The following is an 18650-nucleotide window of genomic DNA, read 5'->3' as shown; positions in this document are numbered from 1 at the left end:
AAGTAATCAGCCGAAGGTGAAGGCGTAAGCCGACGCACCCGGATCAAGAAACTCGATACTGAAAGTCCGGTCGGTCACGCCGTCGCTCTGGCGCACCAGTTGATATAAGCGCTGGTCGGTCACGGTGCCGCTGCCATCGGGTGCCACGTCCATACCGTGGGCATCACCGGGGGCCTTGCCGTCGATCAGCACCTTGAAGCGCACCGGCTTGCCATCGGCGCCAGGGCCGAGCACCAAATGCAGATCACGGGCGTGGAAGCGATAGACGATGCGACTGGCCGGTGCGCTGGCGGTGGCCCGCTCCGAGCCGACATGCCACTGGCCGCCCAGGCTCCAGTCGTTGAGGGCCAGTTGCGCCGGTGGGTTGTAGGCCGCGACCTTGTCCGGCACCAGCGCGGTTTCCGGCACGAAGTGTTCCGCGCGCTGGTAGCCGACATAGGTTTCCGGCGACTGCACGGCGTCGCTGTCCGGAGCCATTTGCACGCCGTCGGCCTGCGCACTGATCAGTCCATCGGCGACCTTGGCCGCCCCCGCCTCGCGCAGCAATTGCTGGATGACCCGCTCCGACTCGTCGTACGCGCCTTCGCCGAAGTGGTGATAACGAATGCGTCCCTGGGCATCGGCAAAGTAATGCGCCGGCCAGTACTCGTTGTTGAAGGCGCGCCAGATCTTGAACTCGTTGTCGATGGCCACCGGGTAGGTGATGCCCAGGTCTTTCATGGCCTTGGTGACGTTGTTGACGTTACGCTCGAAGGCAAACTCCGGCGCATGCACGCCGATCACCACCAGGCCCTGATCACGATACTTTTCGGCCCAGGCCTTCACATAGGGCAGCGAACGCAGGCAGTTGATGCAGGAGTAGGTCCAGAAATCCACCAGCACCACCTTGCCTTTCAAGGCCTGCGCATCGAGGGGTGGCGAGTTGAGCCATTGCACGGCGCCGTCGAGGGGCGGCAGGTTGTCTTCGACCGGCAAGGTGCCGGGGGTTTTGTCAGCCACTTGCACCGCACCCTCGGCGATCGTATTCGGCGCCGCGCTGTTACGCGGCGACTTGCCGCTTAGTTTCTCCACCAACGCTTGCTCGATTCCGCCGGTCGACGCCGTGGAAAACCGAGCCAGAACGCCGGTATCCAGCCCCAGGGCAATCGCCGCCACGCCGGCCAGCATCGCCGCGCCGAGACCGCGACGTACCCATTCGCCGGCACCAATCGAGCGCTTCATCGCGCTGAAGACTTTGCCGCCCAGCAACAAGGCCAGCGCGAGGGACGTGGCAGCACCGGCGGCATAGGCCAACAGCAAAAAGGTGGTTTGAATGCTGGCGCCTTGCAATGCTGCACCAGTCAACAGCAGGCCCAGGATCGGCCCGGCGCAGGGCGCCCACAACAGGCCGGTGGCCACGCCAATCAGGAACGAAGCTCCAGGACGTGGCCGCGCGTCGGCGCCCGCCGCCTCCGTCAAACGACTGCCCGCCGCCACCAGCGGCCGGGTCAGGCGTTCAGCCAATTGCGGCAGCAACAACGTCAGACCGAACAACGCCACGAACACCAGCGCCAGCCAGCGCCCGTACTGGTTGAGCTGCACCACCCAGCCACCGCCCACCGCCGCCAACGTGGCAACCAGCGCGAACGTCAGCGCCATGCCCACCAGCAGCGGCAATCCGCTTTTGACGAAGGGTTGCCCGGTGCGGGCGAAGACAAACGGCAACACCGGCAGAATGCACGGGCTGACAATCGTCAGCACACCACCGAGATAAGCGAGGACCAGCAGCCACATGGCGATTACCTGCAAAAAGTGAGTGGAAGGGAATCACACCGTCTTGGGCACGAATTTCATCGCCAGGCCGTTCATGCAGTAACGCAGGCCGGTGGGTTTCGGGCCGTCGTCGAAAACATGCCCCAGATGCCCGCCGCAACGCCGGCAGTGAACCTCTTCGCGGACCATGCCGAACGCACGGTCCTGGCGGGTGGCCACGGCCTTGTCCAGCGGCGCCCAGAAACTCGGCCAACCGGTGCGGCTGTCGAACTTGGTCGCCGAGGAAAACAGCGGCAGGTCGCAACCGGCACAGGCGAAGGTGCCATCGCGGTGCTCGTTGTTCAGCGGGCTGCTATAGGCCCGTTCGGTGCCCTCTTCGCGCAGGATGTCGTACTGCTCGTCACTGAGGATGGCGTGCCATTCTTTGTCACTGTGGGTCACTTCAAATGCCTCCGCTGCGCTGGCCTCGCTGATTAATGCGCTGCCTGTGGAAAACTTCGGCAACAGGCCGATCGCCAGGGTTGCCACCCCCAGTCCGCCGCTCACTAGAAGAAATTGCCGTCGTGAAAACATGCTCGTCTCCAAAAAATCCAGGGGTGTTTCATGGAACACAGCCTAGGCTTTGGGTGATCGCCAAATCCTCACGGGAAGTTAAACAATTCGTGATAACTCAGACCCCGAAAAACCCGCACAATGCGCCCATTGCGCCGAAGGATTGAGCTGTATGGAACAGACCAAACGCGTCCTGGTGGTCGAGGACGATATGCATATCGCCGACCTGATCTGCCTGCATCTTCGCGATGAGCAGTTCGAGGTGGTACACAGCGCCGATGGCGATGAGGGCATGCGCCTGCTGCAACAGGGCAACTGGGACGCACTGGTCCTCGACCTGATGCTGCCCGGTGTCGACGGCCTGGAAATCTGCCGTCGCGCCCGGGCCATGGCCCGCTATACGCCGATCATCATCACCAGCGCACGCTCCAGCGAAGTGCACCGGATTCTCGGCCTGGAGCTGGGTGCCGACGACTATCTGGCCAAGCCCTTTTCCATGCTAGAACTGGTGGCCCGGGTCAAGGCGTTGCTGCGCCGGGTCGATGCCATGGCGCGCAACCTGAAGATGGACGCCGGCAGCCTGCTCACCGACGGTCTGGCCATCGACCCGATCACCCGCGAAGTGTCCCTCGACGGACGGCGCCTGGATCTCACGCCCCGGGAATTCGACTTGCTGTATTTCTTCGCCCGCCAGCCCGGCAAGGTGTTTTCACGCATGGACCTGCTCAATGCCGTGTGGGGCTACAGCCACGAAGGCTACGAGCACACGGTCAACACCCACATCAACCGCCTGCGCGCCAAGATCGAGGCCGACCCGGCGCAACCGGTGCGCATCCTCACGGTCTGGGGCCGCGGCTACAAATTCGCCACAGGCGAGGAGCCGCAGCCATGAGGCTGACCCTGACGCAACGCCTGTCCCTGGTGTTCGCCGTGCTGCTGCTGGTGTGCTGCGGCACGTCGGCGTGGTTGCAGGTGCGCTCCAACCAGATGCATGAACAGGAAGTGGTGCAAGGTTTGTCCCGGGACCTGGCGCAGCACATCGCCAGTGACACGGTGCTGATGGACACCCAGGGCCTGATGCCCAATGCCGTACGTGACCTGTTCAGCAAACTGATGCAGGTCAACCCGAGCGTCGAGGTGTACCTGCTCGATTCCACCGGCAAGATTGTCGGCAGCGCCGCGCCCGAGGGCCGGATCCGTCGTGAGCGGATCGACCTGGCGCCGATCCAGCGCCTGTTGCGGGGCGATGCCCTGCCGATTCTCGGCGACGACCCGCGCAGCGTCGATGCGCGCAAGGTGTTCAGCGCGGCACCTCTGAAGGTCGATGGCAAGCCGGCCGGTTATCTCTACGTGGTGTTGCTCGGCGAGGATCACGACCGCCTGGCCGAACGCGGTGCGACCAGCGCGGCGCTCAACACAGCGTTGTTGTCCATCGGCCTGGTGGCGCTGCTGTGCCTGATTGCCGGTCTCACGGCGTTTGCCCTGATTACCCGGCCGTTGCGCCGCCTGACTGAAACCGTCAGCCAGTTCGACATCGATGGCGCTCCGGTCACACCGGCCCTGCCCGTCGCGGTGGAAAAAGCCGCCAGCCACGATGAAATCGCTGTGCTCGATGCCGCGTTCCGGCAGATGCAGGCACGCCTGGGCGAACAATGGCGTTCGTTGACCCGCCAGGATCAGGAGCGCCGCGAACTGGTGGCGAACATCTCCCACGACTTGCGCACCCCGCTGGCCTCGTTGCACGGTTATCTGGAAACCCTGTCGCTCAAGGACGCCACGCTGTCCCCTGCCGACCGCCGTCGTTATCTGGGCATTGCGCTGGACCAGAGCCGCAAGGTGGGTGGTCTGGCGCAGTCGCTGCTGGAACTGGTGCGGCTGGAACATGGTTTTGTGCAGCCGGTGCTGGAACGCTTTTCCCTGACCGACCTGGCCCAGGACATCTTCCAGAAATTCGAACTCACCGCCGAAGCGCGCAAGGTCGAACTCAAGGCCACCTTCGCGCCCAATGCCTCGGCGGCCTGCGCGGACCTCGGGTTGATCGAGCGAGTGCTGACCAACCTGTTCGACAACGCCCTGCGCCATAGCCCACCGGGGGGTGAGGTCGAACTGGGCCTGCGCCCGCAAGGCTCCTTCATCGAAGTCACGGTCAGCGATACCGGCCCCGGCATCGCCCCGGAACTGCGCGAAGGGTTGTTCCTGCGCCCGTTCAATATCGGCGGCGCACGGCGTGATGGCGGGTTGGGGCTACGGATTGTGCATCGCATCCTGCAATTGCATGGGCGCGAGATTCAGTTGATCGATGTGCCGGGGCGCGGGGCGACATTCCGGTTTTCGTTGCCGATTGATGAAGAGACAGCGTCTGCGTTGGCGGTGCGGTCGATGAACCTGAATACACCGCGACAGGCCTGACAGTCCGAGGCGCCTGCTCGCGATGACGGTAGCCCCAACAACCGAGAGCCTGGATCAGTCCCGATACCCGGGAGCCACTCGATCCAGCATTCTCAACAACGCCGCCCAGGCCAGCTGCATGGCATCCGGATCACTCAGCTCCCCCTCCTCCAACGGCCGCCCCGGATCATTGAACTGCCGTTCGGTGTGCACGCAAACCTCGTGCGACGGCAGAACAACTTCACCGGCGGCCTGCGCGGCCAACTGAATCTCACAGGCTTTTTCCAGGTAGTACATGCGCAAGAACGCCTGGCTCACGGTCTCGCCGACGGTCAGCAAACCATGGTTGCGCAGCATCAGTACCGATTTGTCACCCAGGTCCGCCACCAGCCGTTGCTGCTCGCTCAAGTCCAGCGCCACGCCCTCGTAGTCGTGGTAAGCGACCCGCCCGTAGAACTCCATGGAAATCTGGTTCACCGGCAATAGCCCGCACTTCAAAGCCGCCACCGCGCACCCGGACTTGGTGTGAGTGTGCAACACGCATTGCGCATCTTCACGGGCGCCGTGGATCGCGCTGTGAATCACGAAACCGGCCGGATTCACCGGGTACGGCGACGGCTCCACGGCGTGACCATCGAGGTCGATCTTCACCAGGTTAGACGCAGTGATCTCATCGAACATCAGCCCGTAAGGGTTGATCAGAAAGTGATGCTCCGGCCCCGGAATGCGCACCGAGATGTGGGTGAAGATCAAATCGGTCATGCGAAAGTGCGCCACCAGTCGATAACAGGCGGCCAGTTCTTCACGCAAACGTTGTTCGGTCGCAGTCATGCGCTCACCATCACGGTGCAGGCCTCAAGTCCCTGCCCCAACGCTTCCCAGCCGTCGAAACCACGGCGGGCGATAAACACCAGGCGTGTGGTCTTGGCCTGGGCTTCATCCGTGGCCGGCAGAAACTGACTGCGGGTGCCGACGTGTTGCAACCAGTGGGCCTTGTTGCCCTGCGCCAGCTTCACCAGCCCCTTGACCCGGAACACATCGCTGGGCAGCGCCTGCAACCAGCCGCGCAAACCTTCAGCGTCAAGCGCCGAGTCGCTCTGCCACAGCCAACTGCTGAACATCTCGCCGTGATCGCCGTCGGACACCCGTGTCAGCGGCTTCACTTTGCGCGGCTCAAGCTCCAGATCGGTGTCGAGCCACAGCGCATCCGGCAACTGCGCCTGCACGCTTTCATGCACTCGCGTCCTGAGGCCCAACGCCTCGCGCAACGCCTGCAACTGCGGTTCATCAACCAGATCGGTCTTGTTCAACAACAGCAAGTCGGCAGCCGCCACCTGCGCCCGGGCCAGCCGCGCGTACTCGCCGTCGAGTTGCAGATGACGGGTGGCGTCGACCACGGTAATCACCATGTCCAGTTGCATCTGGCTGCGTAGTTGCGGGTAGGCCAACGTCTGCACGATGCGCTGCGGGTCGGACACGCCGCTGCACTCGATGACGATGCGCTCCAGCCGTGGTTCTAATTGAGCAAGGCTGCCCAGTTGCGCCAGCAGGTCTTCCTGCACCGTGCAGCAGATGCAGCCGTTTTGCAGGCTGTACACCGCGTCGGTGACTTCCGAGACGATGGCTGCATCGATGTTCAGCTCACCGAAATCGTTGACGATCACCGCCAGCCGACTGCCTTCGGCACGGCGCACCATGCGGTTGAGTAGCGTGGTTTTGCCGGCGCCGAGAAACCCCGAGACAACGGTCACGGCGATGCGTGGGGAAGTCATTCTGCCTTGCCCTCCAGAACCGGTGGTTCGCCCTGCCACACTGCCTTGAGGCCGACGGCTTCCAGCGTCGAATGGCGGTCATACACCAGTTGCCCTTCAACGAAGGTCAGCAGCACCTGGGTCTTGTGGATGTAGTTGCGTGCAGGTTGCGCGAACAGGTCGCGGTCGATGACGATCAGGTCCGCCGCCTTGCCCGTTTGCAGACTGCCGGTGCTGTGTTCCAGGCCCATGGCCACGGCGCCGTTGCTGGTGATCACGGTCAGCGCCTGTTCGAGGCTGATCGGGTCGCCGAAGCAGGCCGGGTCGTCGTTCCACGGGTTCTGCCGGGTGATCATGGTTTCCAGCGCCAGCCACGGGTCGATGGACGCCACCGGCCAGTCGGTGCCCATCACCGCAGTGCCACCGGCGGCGAGCACGCCTTTGAAATCGTAGATGCGCTTGAGTCGCTCCTGGCCGTAGCCGGAACGCGCACCGCTGGCGAACGGCGTCGGGTACCAGGCGGCCGGGGAAAACTCGGCGATGACATTCAGTTCCTTGAAGCGCGGCAGGTTGCCCGGGTGCAGCAAGGTGCTGTGGGCGCACTGGTGACGCACGCCGCTGAAACCGTTGCGACGACGGGCCTCAGCCACGGCATCGAGGAACACGTCCGACGCGCCGTCGCCGGTGCAGTGGGCAATCACGCGGATGCCCTTGCGGTCCATGTCCACCACCATGTCGGTGATGTGCTCCGGGGTCAGGTTGAGCTTGCCGCGCCAGCTCTTTTCCTGCGGCCATGGGGTCAGCAGGTACGAAGACTTCGGCTCGACGGTGCCATCGAAGTGGAACTTCACCGCGTTGGCACTCAGGCGTGCGCTGCGGTAGTAGTGACGCTCGCCGGCCAGCAGTTCCCAGCGACGACGCACCGGGAAAATGTCGTCCTGCCAACTGATCGCCGCTTCGATGCGTACCGTCAGTTCGCCGCTGTCGTCCAGTTCCTTGAGGGCCTGCAAACGCTGCTCGCAGACGTGCACGTATTTGCTCGCCGTAACGCCGCGCGAACTCTGGAAATGCACGCCATCGCGATAGGCGCGGCGCAGCACGCTGACCGGGGTCGGCGGCATGGCGGCGTGGATCATCGCGTAGGCGCCGTCGATCATCAGGCCGGTGGGTTCGCCGGTCAGTTCGTCACGCTCGAAATAGCCATTGCGCGGGTCAGAGGTGTTGCCATCGATCCCGGCCAGTTCCAGCGCCTTGGAATTGACCATCATGGTGCCCCACATGCGGTCGAGCAGCGCCACGGGACGGTCCGGCATGACGCTGTCGAGCCAGGCTCGACCCGGGGTCAAACCCGCCTCGCGGAAGGTGTAGCGCACCCAGTATTGACCGTAGATCCAGCCGTCGCCGGGATGGCTGTCGGCATAGGCGAGGATGCTTTCGCGCAGTTGTTCCGGGGTCGGGTCTTCGATGCCGACGTCGAGGTCGTCGCTGTAGCGCGGCGCCAGTGCGAGGTCGGGGTGGGTGTGCATGTCGTGCAGGCCGGGCATGCAGAACGCGCCTTGCAGGTCATGCACGCGGGTGTTCGGGCCCTTGAACATCTCGATCTGGCCGAGGCTGGCGACACCGATCAACTTGCCGTCGCGGATGGCCACGGCCTCGGCCCACGGGTTGGCCGGGTCCTGGGTGTAGATACGCCCATTGGCGAGGATCAGGTCGGCATAGGTCCCCTGCACGGAATGGGTAGAGGAAAAGTTATCGGACTCAGCCATGTAAGCCACCTTTGAGTTCAGGAGATTGAAAGGTCCACCGGGCGCCAGGCGGGTCGGGAACCTGAAAACTGTTGTTGTTCTAGTCAATCGGCAATGTCGCAGGCAGCGCCTTTTGGTGGTGGGCCGGCCCTCTCCGATGACAATTAGCGCTAGTATTGTTGAATCAACCGATACAACAATCGATTTTTTTTGGCCTGACTGTTCGATTTACCTCACCATATGGGAAGCCACCGGTGATCGGTGTCTGCAGGCCTTTCTTCCACCTTTGAACGGGATGATTTATGCGATTTCCTTCGATGACAGCCCTTCGTGCGCTGGATGCGGTTGCCCGCACAGGCAGCGTGTCGGTCGCGGCCCGTGAACTGAACCTGACCCGCAGCGCCATCAGCCACCAGATCAGCAAGCTGGAGGAATGTGTCGGCTTCGCCCTGACCGAACGGATCGGCCGTGGCATTGGCCTGACGTACCAGGGCGAGCGTTATGCACGGGAGGTGCACGGGATTCTGCTGAATCTGCTCGATGCCGGGCAGTTGATCGACGATCAGGAAATCTCCGGCCGGCTGTGCGTCAGCTGCGCGCCGGGGTTCGCCACCTATTGGCTGTGCCACCACATCGGTGCGTTTTTGCGGCAGTACCCGCAAGTGCAGTTGCAGCTGATTTCCCCGCGCACGCCGGACGACACCAACAACCCCAACGTCGACCTGTTCATCGCCTACGGGATTGGCGACTGGCCGGAAATGAATGTTGAAGAGATTGTGGCTTTGCGCTTCTTCCCGGTGTGCAGCCCACGCCTGATCAACGCCCTGGGCGGACTGAAAAACCCGCAGGAGCTCAGCACTTACCCCTTGCTGCACATGACCGACTACTCGGACTGGCGCATCTGGCTGACCGCCGCCGGCGCTTCGGGGGTCAATGCGCTGAGCGGCATCCTGTTCTCCGATGCCCACTGCGCACAGTCCGCCTGCATTGCCGGCCAGGGCATCGCCATCGGCGACAACCTGATCAGCGGCGATGCCTTGTCCAAGGGGTTGCTGGTGCGGCCGTTCGACATCGGCATCGATCTGCACCGCGGTTATTACCTGGCCACCGACCCGCAAAAGGCTGACCGCGCGGTGGTCCAGGCCTTCAGCAACTGGGTCAAGACGCAGCTGCAATCGTCTCGCCAGACCTGGCAGGACACCCTCTAAAACCCACAGCAAATCCTCTGTAGGAGCGAGCCTGCTCGCGATGGCGGTGTGTCAGGCAACATCATTGTTGAATGTGATGGCCCAATCGCGAGCAGGCTCGCTCCTACAGGGTAGAGCCCTATTCCGCGACATTGGGTCAGGGCAGAACACGCCGTGGATTTGTTCAATAAAACTAACCAATATGGGCAAAATATTTCCATTGATGTAGCGATACTTTTAACAATAATGAGCCCAAAGCCCATTTCGGATTCACATCCGTCCTCGTACGTCATATGGGCAATAAAAAGAGGAACCTCATTGTGTCCAGCCGTTCAGCGATCCAGCTCAGCGCTCAAGGTATCAGCCAGTATTACGGCCGTTTCGCGGCGCTGGATAACGTCGACCTCGACGTTCGCCAAGGCGAATTTCTGACCCTGTTGGGTCCGTCCGGCTCGGGCAAGACCACCTTGCTGATGATACTGGCCGGCTTCCTCAGCCCGACTTCGGGCAAGCTGATGGAGCAAGGCGTCGACATCATCAGGCGCTCCGCCGAGAAGCGGAACTACGGCATGGTGTTCCAGGGTTATGCGCTGTTCCCGCACATGAGTGTGGCCGACAACGTGGCCTACCCGCTGCGCATCCGCAAAGTCCCCGCCGAAGAGCGCAATCGCCGGGTCAAGCACATCCTAGAAGTGGTCGGCCTCGGTGCGCACATGCACAAGAAGCCCGCCGAGATGTCCGGTGGCCAGCAGCAGCGCGTGGCGATTGCCCGGGCGCTGGTGTTCGAGCCGGAACTGCTGCTGCTCGACGAGCCGCTGTCGGCGCTGGACAAGAACCTGCGCGAACAGCTGCAAACCGAGTTGCAACGCATCCACCGTCAGGTCGGCACCAGCTTCGTGTTCGTCACCCACGACCAGAACGAAGCCCTGGCCCTGTCCTCGCGCATCGCGATCTTCAACCACGGCAAGCTGACCCAGGTCGACACCCCGGAAAACATCTACAACCGCCCCGAGAGCCGTTTCGTCGCCGAGTTCCTGGGCAAGATGAACCTGTTCCCGCTGGACAACCTGGCCCGCAACGGCCAGACCGCCAGCGGCCGCTGCGGCACCAGCGTATTGCACGCCCAGGCGCCGAACGCACTGAGCGCGGAACCGATCGTGCTGGCCGTGCGCCCGGAGCACATGGAACTGCACAGCGAGTGCCCGACCCGTGATGGCTACAACGTGATGCCCGCGCAACTCACCGATAAGGTCTACCAAGGCTCCAGTACCCATCTGGCGCTCAAGGTCGGCGGTGACACATTGCCCATCAATTTGTCTGTGCCCGGCAATCACCCGGGCGCACTGATGTCCAGCGGCGCGCCGGTGTGGCTGAGCTGGCCGGTGCAGCAAAGCTTCCTGCTGCAGGCCTGACCCCAGAAAACTGCGTCACAAAGCTCTCTTCCAACGACAACAAAAAGGCCGGTGTGCGCTGCCATACCCGCCGCTTGAGGACTTGCCCATGCGCCAGGATCACCAACAAGACTGCATTGAAGTGCTTATCGAAAAGACCCGTGACGGTCAGATCAACCGTCGCACCTTTATCCAGGCCATGGGCCTGCTGGCGGCGGTGCCTTTGGCACTGCGCAGCGGCATCAGCTGGTCGGCGGACAAGCCGCTGGTGGTGGTCAACTGGGGTGGCGATGCCCTGAACGCGTTCCGTTCGGCGTGGACGGACACTTTCACCAAGAACACCGGCATCCAGGTGCGCATCGACGGCGCCGGCCCGACCGAAGGCGCAATCCGCTCGCAACTGGCCAGCGGTCAACCAAGCTGGGACGTGGTCGATGTCGAGAGCTACAGCGCCCTCGTGCTGGGCCGGGAAAAGATCCTGCAACCGCTGGACTACAACACCATCAAGCGCGATCAGGTGGCCCCGGCGCTGTCGTCCGAATTCGGTATCGCCAGCTACCAGTTCAGCTACGTCATGGCCTGGGACAGCGAAAAGTTTGGCGAAAACGGGCCCAAGACCTGGGCCGATTTCTGGGACGTGAAGAAATTCCCCGGTAAACGCACGCTGTACAAGTGGATGAACGGCATGCTCGAAGCGGCACTGCTGGCCGACGGCGTTCCGCCTGATCAGCTGTACCCGCTGGACGTGCCACGGGCGATGAAGAAGATCGACGAGATCAAGCCTCACGTCCTGTCGTTCTGGAGCTCGGGGGCCGAGAGCCAGCAACTGATGGTCGAAGGCGAAGTGTCGGTGGGTGCGATCTGGCACACCCGCGCCAAGCTGCTCAGCGAAGACACCGACAACCGCGTGCGCTGGAGCTTCGACAACGGTTTCATCAACTCCAGCAGTTGGGCGGTATTGAACGGCAACCCCGGCGGCACGCAACCGACCATGCAGTTCATCCAGCAGGCGTTGCAACCCGAAGGCCAGCTCAAGCTGTTCGAACTGCTGGGCAACGGGCCTTCCAACAGCGCCACGGAAAAGTTGATGTCGGCCAAGCAACTGGAAGCCAACTGCGCCTCCGAAGAAAACCTGAAAAAACAGATCGCCCTCAACGCCCAGTGGTACGCCGACAACTACTCCAAAGCCCTGGAAGAGTATCTGACGCGGTTGTCCAAGTGAGCCTGTGACCATGACTACCACCCTGGCCTCAACCCTGCCCCACCCCAAGCCCCGGTTCAGCTCGCCGGGCCTGGAGCGCAGCCTGCTGCTGTTTCCGCTGCCGGTGTTGCTGCTGGTCTTCTACGTGCTGCCGTTTCTCGGCGTGGTCGGCTGGAGCTTCTCGCTGCCGACACCGGGCATCGAGCAGTACCAGCGCATCGCCACCGACCCTGCGATCCACGAAATGCTCTGGCGCACCTTGCGCCTGTGCCTGACCGTCAGCTGCCTGGCGTTGGTGATCGGTTATCTGCTGGCGTACTGCTGGGTGTTCAGCCCGCCGTTCTGGCAGCGCGTGGTGGAGATCTGCATCTTCATCCCGTTCTGGATTTCCGTGCTGGTGCGGGCCTTCGGCTGGTTGATCGCGCTGCGCAGCAACGGCGTGCTCAACAACGGGCTGATGGGCATGGGGTTGATCGATCAACCGTTGCAACTGAGCCGCAATGAAATCGGCGTGGTCATCGGCATGCTCCACGTGATGATCCCTTATGCGGTGTTCCCGCTGCTGTCGACCATGCGTCAACTGGACCAGCGTGTGCTCATGGCCTCGCGGGGCCTGGGTGCCGGTGCCTTGCGCACCTTCTGGCAAGTGCTGCTGCCGCAGACCCTGCCGGGGATCCTGGGCGCGTTCATCATGGTCTTCGTGTTCTGCCTGGGCTTCTTCATCACCCCGGTGCTGTTGGGTGGTGGGCAAACGGTGATGATCGCCGAATACGTGTTCCTGCAAATGTTCCAGACCAGCAACTGGGGCCTGGGGGCTGCACTCAGTGTGGTGTTGCTGGCCCTGGTCAGCGCGCTGATCTGGGTGCTGTTGAAAATGACCCGCGTGAATCGACTGGCAGGCTGAGATCACTATGAATACCCATCGCACAAGCCTGAGTACCCGGCTGTTGGCCGTGGTCGCCATGGCCTTCATGCTGTTCCCGCTGCTGACGGTCATTCCCGTGTCGTTCACCAGCAAACGCTTCCTGTCGATGCCCGAAGGCAACTGGTCGCTGCGCCACTACGAGGCGCTGGTGAGCAACCCGGACTGGTTCCACGCCATCAGCCAGAGCCTGACCATCGCTTTTGCCACCAGCATTATCGCCACGTTGCTGGCGGCCAGCTTCAGCCTCGGCATCTGGTACATGCGCTCCAAATGGGCCACGGCGCTGATGGGCCTGGTGCTGTTGCCGATGGCGATTCCGCCGGTGATTTCCGCGCTGGTGCTGTACTTCATGGAGACCAAGCTCGGCCGCTTCGCACCGGGCATGGGCTACGACACCCTGACCGGCGTGGTGATTGCCCACGTGATCATGGTGGTGCCGTACGGCGTGGTGACCATGCTGGTGGCCTTGAGCCAGATCGACCGACGCATCGAACTGGCCTCGCGCAACCTCGGCGCCAGCCTGATGCAGACCACGTTCATGGTGATTTTGCCGAACCTGAAACTGGGCCTGGCCTCCACCGCCCTGCTGGGTTTCGCCCTGTCCTGGGAAGAGGTGGCGGTGACGCTGTTCATTACCAGCGTCAACGTCGATACCTTGCCCAAACGCATCTGGAGCGGCTTGCGCGATAACGTCGACCCGAGCGTCGCGGCGATTTCGGTGTTGCTGATCAGCCTGACCTTGCTGGTGCTGATCGGCCGGCTGGTGGTTCAGCATCTGGCCGACAAACGCGCGCAGAAGTTGTTGCATCCCTAAGTAGGAACCTGATGTTCAAGTAAAAATAGATCGTCGACCTGTCAACATTGACAGTATCGCTCTCCCGAAAATGCGCGTTCAATGCTCCGTGACTGCAGTGGCCCTGAACAAGGTCAGTCAACGACATTGATCGCGTTCTTCAAGGGAGAAGGGCCATGCATGACACTGTAGATGTGCGTTTTATTCGGCGTGCTTCCTCCGCGTTGTGTGCTGCTTCGGTGGTGGTGCTACTCGGTGCATGTGCACATCCAACGCCGCCTGATTCCATCGAACCAAAGAGTTGGGTGATTGAGAATGTGGCTGCCAAGACCACCGCAGAATTGTATGCGGACTTGATAGCGCCCGCTGTATTTGAGCGCTCAGGCTCGAAGGTCATTGATGGTTATACCGTTGAAAGCGGAAATCTTCGAATGCCGGATAAATCCATGGGATCACTCATTACTGTTCGCGCCAAAGACGGGAGTCTGACAGCGATAATCGAGGTTCCAGGCAAACAGGGCATTTTACGGGTCAATGCCGATGGCAAAAGTATATTTACTCGTGAGAAGTATCCTGACTCGTCAGTAGAAGATAGCGTCATTAGCACCGACAACTTGTTAATGGCACCCTCCTCCTCGAAAACGACAGCGGACAATGAACCGCGAGTGATTGAGGTGCTTGCAGGTTTTTCTCGCGCTTACGCTAATGTGGTCGTAGACCCTCATGCATTTTCTTTAGCTGAGATGGAGACTGTAAATCTAGCTCTTCGTAACTCATTAGTCACTAATGTATCCATGAAACTTGCGGGCATTCAAATAGTTGAACCAAACTATCTAGCTTCGAAAGAAACTTTACATCAGCTTCTTACTATTTTTTCTTCAGGAATTGACCAATACGCTCCGGATGTCGTAGCTGGGTTCTTTAATGGTGAGGGTAGTCCTGCTGTTGGATACGGCAATATGCCGGGACGTACTTCTGTCAATGCAGGTAGCTTTGTCTTTCGTCATGAAATTGGACACAACGCCAGCGGTTTTCACTGTTCGCCTAGTGACCCAGCAAGTGGTTACGGATTTGGTTACAACACTTCAATAATGTGTGGAGCATGGTACGGGCCTTACTATTCGACACCGTTAGTTCGTGATGAAAATGGACAGCCTCGAGGGGATGCTCTTACAGCTGATATGGCGAGAGCTTTTCGCGAAAACGCCATGCGACTTTCGACATACACCGCCAGCCCCGCCACCAATTTCAGAAAGACAGGGTCTACCATAACAAAAATAACTTTTGGCTGGGATCAATCTAATGATGCTGTTCGGTATGATGTGTATCGTGAAACGCCTGCACAACCTCAGCCCCAAAAAATCGCCGAGACCGTGAGCTTGACATATACAGCCGCGGACTCTTCCGGAAGATCCATGTATTTTGTCAAGGCCATTAATTCTGCAGCAAATGAGTCAAAACCGAGCAATAAGGCTTCTCGGTAAATTGTGCAGGACATGACCTTCCCAAGGCCATGTCTTTTAGATTCATTAAGCCCCCGATTACACAGCAGTGAATACGTAGCAATCGGCGCCACTGTCGTTGGTGTTCCTCAATCCGTGTACTTAGCAGACGATGTATCGAATTTTTCAGGTTTTCCCTGCCCTGCATGTATCCCTTTTCAGGAAGATTTCGCCAACCCGTCCGTTGGGCCGTGACAACCGCGCCCCGGTCCAATAGATTAGGCGACCTGAAAAAGCCCCCGGGCTTTCTCACCCCTATTCAAGTTATAGAAGTAGTGAAATTTCAATGTCCGATTCCAATACCGCTGAAACCCTAGTCACCTTGTCGTCCAAAGCGGAATACGAAAACTCCATCAATCTTTCACAACACGTGTCCCAGGCAAAAACCATCAGCGAGATGGTGCTGGACGCTTTCCAGTCCACCCGCGAAAGCGACCAGATCCGCGAACTGCGTGCCGCCATCCGTCAGGCCCACGACAGCTTCGACGATGACAAAGCCTACGAACTGATGGGCCAGCTCAAGCAGCTCAAGGACGCCGAGGCCGCCGACATCGCCGCCCTGGAAGACCTGAGCAGCAAATTCCCGATCAGCCGCATCCTGTCCAGCTTCAAGGACGACCCGGCGTTCCAGGAAATCGTCTACGGCCTGGCCCTGAAAGTGCTGAACCAGACCCACCAGGCCATCAGCAACCCGAGCGGCGGCAAGAGCAAAGCCGCCAAGGCCAAGAAAGAAGTCGAAGTGTTCACCATCAGCAAGGACGGCATGAGCGTCACCTTGCCGTTGCGCACTCCGCGCTCACGTCTGAACGTCGACCGTGAAGCCCTGGAGTTCCTCGGTTTCACCTTCGTTGGCGAAGGCGAAGAGGCGGAACTGGAAAGCGAGACGTTCCTGGACAACAGCGGCGCCGAGCAAGCGGTCAACCGCAAGAACATCATCACCGCCCTGCAGCAGCAGACTGCGTTCGATGGTTATTCCATCGCCGCACAGTAAGGCCCCCTCGCCACAAGGTCTTCAGCGACTGACTAAAAAGCCCCGCCATCAGTGCGGGGCTTTTTATTGCCCGTGATTCGGGCAAAACCGCGATTACTCTTCCAGTATCGACGCAGAACACCACTTCCCTTCACCCATGAGCACCACGGGTCCGCCTGCGGGGAGCGTCAACTCACTTTCCAGCCCAGACCTCAGTGGTGCAACTGCCGAGGTCATCATGAACACGCCCCCCTTGTATCGCCAGCTGGCCAACCACTACCTGGACGCTATCCGCAGCGGCACCCTGAAAACCGGTGAACGCCTGCCCTCGATCCGGTTGATGATGGAAAAACACGCCGTCAGCCTGTCGACCGCCGTGCAGGTGTGCCGGGAACTGGAAGACTGCGGTGTGCTGGAAGCCCGGCCGCGTTCCGGCAACTACATTCGCCAGCCCGACACCCTGCCCAGGCCCGCCCCGATTGCCCTGGCGCCAGCGCTGGATACCCGCGCGTATGTCGGCATTCATGAACAGGTCTGCGCGGTGCTCAAGGCCAGTCAGCGCGCGACGATCAAGGTCAACTTCGCCAGCGCCTACTGCGCGCCGCAGCTTTATCCGCTCAAGACCTTGCAAGACCACATGATCAAGGCGCTGCGCTACGACGCCTGCCTGTTTGGCACCGCGGGCGGCACCTGTGGCAACAGCGATTTGCGCAACCTCCTGGCCCGACGGGCTCTGGCCAGCAAGACTCACCTGGCCCCCGAGCGGATCGTGATCACCAACGGCGCCACCGAAGCGATCAACCTGGCCTTGCGCGCAGTCACCCGCCCCGGCGACACCGTGGCCGTGGAGTCGCCGACCTTCTACGGTCTGCTGCAGATTCTCGAAAGCCTGAACCTGCGCGTGCTGGAGGTGCCGGCCTCGGCCCACACCGGGCTCAATCTGCAGGCCCTGCAACGACTGCTGCAAGGCACCGAACGGGTCAAGGCACTGATCGTCATTCCCAACCTGCAAAACCCGCTGGGCAGCATCATGCCCGACGCCAACAAGGCGCGGCTGGTGAAACTGTGCGCCGAGCATGACACCGTACTGATCGAGGACGACACCTACGGTGACCTGGTGGACAGCGAGCAACCGCTGTCCACGCTCAAGCATTGGGACCGCACTGACAACGTGATCTATTGCGCCTCGCTGAACAAAACCCTGGCACCGGGCATGCGCCTGGGCTGGATCAGCGCCGGCAAATGGCACGACCGCGTGGAGATGCTCAAGCATGCGCAGTCGCGGGGGTGCGAGGTGCTATCGCAACTGGCAGCCAGTGAATTCATGCGTACACCGTCCTACGAGCGTTACCTGCGGCGGTTGAGGAAAACCCTGACCCAACAACGTCAACAGATGAGCGAGGCGATTATTCGCCACTTCCCCCTCGGCACCCACGTGACCAACCCCCAGGGCGGCACGCTGTTATGGGTGGAACTGCCTCGCCGGCATTCATCGATGACGTTTTTTCACGACGCGCTGAAGGCCGGCATCCAGATTTCGCCTGGGGATATCTTTTCCAATGCCAGGCGCTTCGATCACTTTGTGCGTATTGGCTGTGGGGCGCCGTATTCGCCGCGGATTGATGAAGCAGTGCAGACCTTGGGCCGCCTGCTCCAACATCAGGGTTGAAGGTGATCTTCAGAGCGGGTTCTGGTGCAGGCAAATGATATGCGGGTCGTCATTCCAGTGCGGGAAGCGCTCGGCGATCAGCGGGTCGTGGCCAGGGATGACGTGGTCTTCGCTGTCGGCCAGGCGGTCGATCTCGGTGAACGCTTCGAGGGTTTGCGCCAGGTCATCGAGAATCGGAAACGGGCTGCGCTCACGAATGTTGACCCACAGGTGCGCGGCGTCCGAGGCCAGCACAATCCAGCCGCGCTCGGTCGCTACCCGCACCACCTGGCTGCCCGGCGTATGCCCGCCCACCGGGTGAAGGGTCACGCCGGGAAGCACCTCGACAACACCATTGTGCAAACGCATCCGCCCTTCGAACAGCGGTGGCAGCGCCGACATCACGTCCTCGACCTCGTAGGTTTTATTCACCGTGCGATGGGCCATTTTCGGCCCGGTGCAGAAACGCAGTTCCGCTTCCTGCAGATGCACGGTCGCCTTCGGGAACAGCCCGAGGTTGCCGGCATGATCCCAGTGCAAGTGGGTAAGGATCAGGTGCTCGACCTGCGCCGGATCGATGTCCAGTTGCCGCAGGGATTCTTCCGGCAGGCGATACATCTGACGATTGCGCCGGTCCGCCGTGGCCGGCTGAAAACAGGTGTCGACCACGATCACCTGTTGCTCGTTGCGGATGACCCAGAAGTAGTAGTCCAGCGGCATCGGCGCATTCGGATCACCGCAGCAGGCGTCGTAGAGAAAATTCTCCCTGGCGGTGCGCTGGGCATTTGCGCCGACACGAATAGCGAACACTTCGTACACAGGAGCAGACATGGACACCTCCGGGT

General features: G+C 61.1%; 16 protein-coding genes. 10 read left to right on the top strand and 6 right to left on the bottom strand.

The window, feature by feature from the left end:
- Positions 1-6 precede the first annotated feature (6 nt).
- Both AABM52_RS04805 and msrB read right to left on the bottom strand, forming a co-directional pair.
- The gene (locus AABM52_RS04805; RefSeq protein ID WP_347910746.1) at positions 7-1773 is read right to left on the bottom strand and encodes a cytochrome c biogenesis protein DipZ; all 1767 of its coding nucleotides are present in this window, start codon (positions 1771-1773) and stop codon (positions 7-9) included.
- Between the two features lie 33 nt (positions 1774-1806).
- The gene (gene msrB / locus AABM52_RS04800) at positions 1807-2325 is read right to left on the bottom strand and encodes a peptide-methionine (R)-S-oxide reductase MsrB (protein WP_046040228.1); all 519 of its coding nucleotides are present in this window, start codon (positions 2323-2325) and stop codon (positions 1807-1809) included.
- A 151-nt stretch (positions 2326-2476) separates the two neighbouring features.
- Here msrB and AABM52_RS04795 point away from each other — a divergent pair, with 151 nt between their 5' ends.
- Together AABM52_RS04795 and AABM52_RS04790 are read left to right on the top strand one after the other, a co-directional pair.
- The gene (locus AABM52_RS04795) at positions 2477-3196 is read left to right on the top strand and encodes a response regulator transcription factor (RefSeq protein ID WP_008000098.1); all 720 of its coding nucleotides are present in this window, start codon (positions 2477-2479) and stop codon (positions 3194-3196) included.
- Positions 3193-4713: a HAMP domain-containing sensor histidine kinase gene (locus AABM52_RS04790; RefSeq protein WP_347910745.1), complete on the top strand. Its 1521-nt coding sequence runs from the start codon at positions 3193-3195 to the stop codon at positions 4711-4713. Before AABM52_RS04795 ends, AABM52_RS04790 begins: the two co-directional genes overlap by 4 nt.
- 54 nt (positions 4714-4767) lie before the next feature.
- On the opposite strand, the gene AABM52_RS04785 is transcribed toward AABM52_RS04790, so the two are convergent.
- The 3 genes from AABM52_RS04785 to AABM52_RS04775 are packed head-to-tail and all read right to left on the bottom strand — an operon-like array spanning position 4768 to position 8209.
- On the bottom strand, positions 4768-5523 hold the full coding sequence (locus AABM52_RS04785) for a class II aldolase/adducin family protein (RefSeq protein WP_347910744.1): 756 nt from the start codon (positions 5521-5523) through the stop codon (positions 4768-4770).
- Positions 5520-6464: a GTP-binding protein gene (locus tag AABM52_RS04780; RefSeq protein WP_347910743.1), complete on the bottom strand. Its 945-nt coding sequence runs from the start codon at positions 6462-6464 to the stop codon at positions 5520-5522. The genes AABM52_RS04785 and AABM52_RS04780 overlap by 4 nt, the downstream gene beginning before the upstream one ends.
- On the bottom strand, positions 6461-8209 hold the full coding sequence (locus AABM52_RS04775) for an amidohydrolase (RefSeq protein ID WP_347910742.1): 1749 nt from the start codon (positions 8207-8209) through the stop codon (positions 6461-6463). Before AABM52_RS04775 ends, AABM52_RS04780 begins: the two co-directional genes overlap by 4 nt.
- A gap of 281 nt (positions 8210-8490) precedes the next feature.
- Here AABM52_RS04775 and AABM52_RS04770 point away from each other — a divergent pair, with 281 nt between their 5' ends.
- The 8 genes from AABM52_RS04770 to AABM52_RS04735 all read left to right on the top strand — a co-directional run bounded on the left by AABM52_RS04770 (position 8491) and on the right by AABM52_RS04735 (position 17826).
- Positions 8491-9396 (top strand): LysR substrate-binding domain-containing protein, encoded by a 906-nt coding sequence (locus tag AABM52_RS04770; protein WP_046040217.1) that lies wholly within the window; start codon positions 8491-8493, stop codon positions 9394-9396.
- 299 nt (positions 9397-9695) lie between these two features.
- The gene (locus tag AABM52_RS04765; RefSeq protein ID WP_347910741.1) at positions 9696-10787 is read left to right on the top strand and encodes an ABC transporter ATP-binding protein; all 1092 of its coding nucleotides are present in this window, start codon (positions 9696-9698) and stop codon (positions 10785-10787) included.
- A gap of 88 nt (positions 10788-10875) precedes the next feature.
- On the top strand, positions 10876-11988 hold the full coding sequence (locus tag AABM52_RS04760; RefSeq protein ID WP_347910740.1) for an ABC transporter substrate-binding protein: 1113 nt from the start codon (positions 10876-10878) through the stop codon (positions 11986-11988).
- A 10-nt stretch (positions 11989-11998) separates the two neighbouring features.
- Positions 11999-12871: an ABC transporter permease gene (locus AABM52_RS04755; protein WP_347910739.1), complete on the top strand. Its 873-nt coding sequence runs from the start codon at positions 11999-12001 to the stop codon at positions 12869-12871.
- A 7-nt stretch (positions 12872-12878) separates the two neighbouring features.
- A complete protein-coding gene (locus AABM52_RS04750; protein WP_347910738.1) occupies positions 12879-13706 on the top strand; it encodes an ABC transporter permease in 828 nt (275 codons plus the stop codon).
- A gap of 155 nt (positions 13707-13861) precedes the next feature.
- Positions 13862-15169 carry a hypothetical protein gene (locus AABM52_RS04745; RefSeq protein ID WP_347910737.1) on the top strand — a complete coding sequence of 436 codons (1308 nt, stop codon included), beginning with the start codon at positions 13862-13864 and terminating at the stop codon, positions 15167-15169.
- Between the two features lie 304 nt (positions 15170-15473).
- On the top strand, positions 15474-16178 hold the full coding sequence (locus AABM52_RS04740) for a hypothetical protein (protein ID WP_347910736.1): 705 nt from the start codon (positions 15474-15476) through the stop codon (positions 16176-16178).
- 217 nt (positions 16179-16395) lie between these two features.
- Positions 16396-17826: a PLP-dependent aminotransferase family protein gene (locus AABM52_RS04735; RefSeq protein ID WP_347910735.1), complete on the top strand. Its 1431-nt coding sequence runs from the start codon at positions 16396-16398 to the stop codon at positions 17824-17826.
- A 9-nt stretch (positions 17827-17835) separates the two neighbouring features.
- On the opposite strand, the gene AABM52_RS04730 is transcribed toward AABM52_RS04735, so the two are convergent.
- A complete protein-coding gene (locus AABM52_RS04730; protein ID WP_347910734.1) occupies positions 17836-18636 on the bottom strand; it encodes an N-acyl homoserine lactonase family protein in 801 nt (266 codons plus the stop codon).
- Positions 18637-18650: the final 14 nt, after the last annotated feature.

The organism is Pseudomonas grandcourensis, from assembly GCF_039909015.1.
Lineage (GTDB): Bacteria > Pseudomonadota > Gammaproteobacteria > Pseudomonadales > Pseudomonadaceae > Aquipseudomonas > Aquipseudomonas grandcourensis.
This window is presented reverse-complemented; position numbering and strand designations above follow the sequence as displayed.

Bases quoted from the DNA above. Each gene is read 5' to 3' on its own strand.
- AABM52_RS04805 (WP_347910746.1), bottom strand. From the start codon at position 1,773: ATGTGGCTGCTGGTCCTCGCTTATCTCGGTGGTGTGCTGACGATTGTC.
- msrB (WP_046040228.1), bottom strand. From the start codon at position 2,325: ATGTTTTCACGACGGCAATTTCTTCTAGTGAGCGGCGGACTGGGGGTG.
- AABM52_RS04795 (WP_008000098.1), top strand. From the start codon at position 2,477: ATGGAACAGACCAAACGCGTCCTGGTGGTCGAGGACGATATGCATATC.
- AABM52_RS04790 (WP_347910745.1), top strand. From the start codon at position 3,193: ATGAGGCTGACCCTGACGCAACGCCTGTCCCTGGTGTTCGCCGTGCTG.
- AABM52_RS04785 (WP_347910744.1), bottom strand. From the start codon at position 5,523: ATGACTGCGACCGAACAACGTTTGCGTGAAGAACTGGCCGCCTGTTAT.
- AABM52_RS04780 (WP_347910743.1), bottom strand. From the start codon at position 6,464: ATGACTTCCCCACGCATCGCCGTGACCGTTGTCTCGGGGTTTCTCGGC.
- AABM52_RS04775 (WP_347910742.1), bottom strand. From the start codon at position 8,209: ATGGCTGAGTCCGATAACTTTTCCTCTACCCATTCCGTGCAGGGGACC.
- AABM52_RS04770 (WP_046040217.1), top strand. From the start codon at position 8,491: ATGCGATTTCCTTCGATGACAGCCCTTCGTGCGCTGGATGCGGTTGCC.
- AABM52_RS04760 (WP_347910740.1), top strand. From the start codon at position 10,876: ATGCGCCAGGATCACCAACAAGACTGCATTGAAGTGCTTATCGAAAAG.
- AABM52_RS04755 (WP_347910739.1), top strand. From the start codon at position 11,999: ATGACTACCACCCTGGCCTCAACCCTGCCCCACCCCAAGCCCCGGTTC.
- AABM52_RS04750 (WP_347910738.1), top strand. From the start codon at position 12,879: ATGAATACCCATCGCACAAGCCTGAGTACCCGGCTGTTGGCCGTGGTC.
- AABM52_RS04745 (WP_347910737.1), top strand. From the start codon at position 13,862: ATGCATGACACTGTAGATGTGCGTTTTATTCGGCGTGCTTCCTCCGCG.
- AABM52_RS04740 (WP_347910736.1), top strand. From the start codon at position 15,474: ATGTCCGATTCCAATACCGCTGAAACCCTAGTCACCTTGTCGTCCAAA.
- AABM52_RS04735 (WP_347910735.1), top strand. From the start codon at position 16,396: ATGAACACGCCCCCCTTGTATCGCCAGCTGGCCAACCACTACCTGGAC.
- AABM52_RS04730 (WP_347910734.1), bottom strand. From the start codon at position 18,636: ATGTCTGCTCCTGTGTACGAAGTGTTCGCTATTCGTGTCGGCGCAAAT.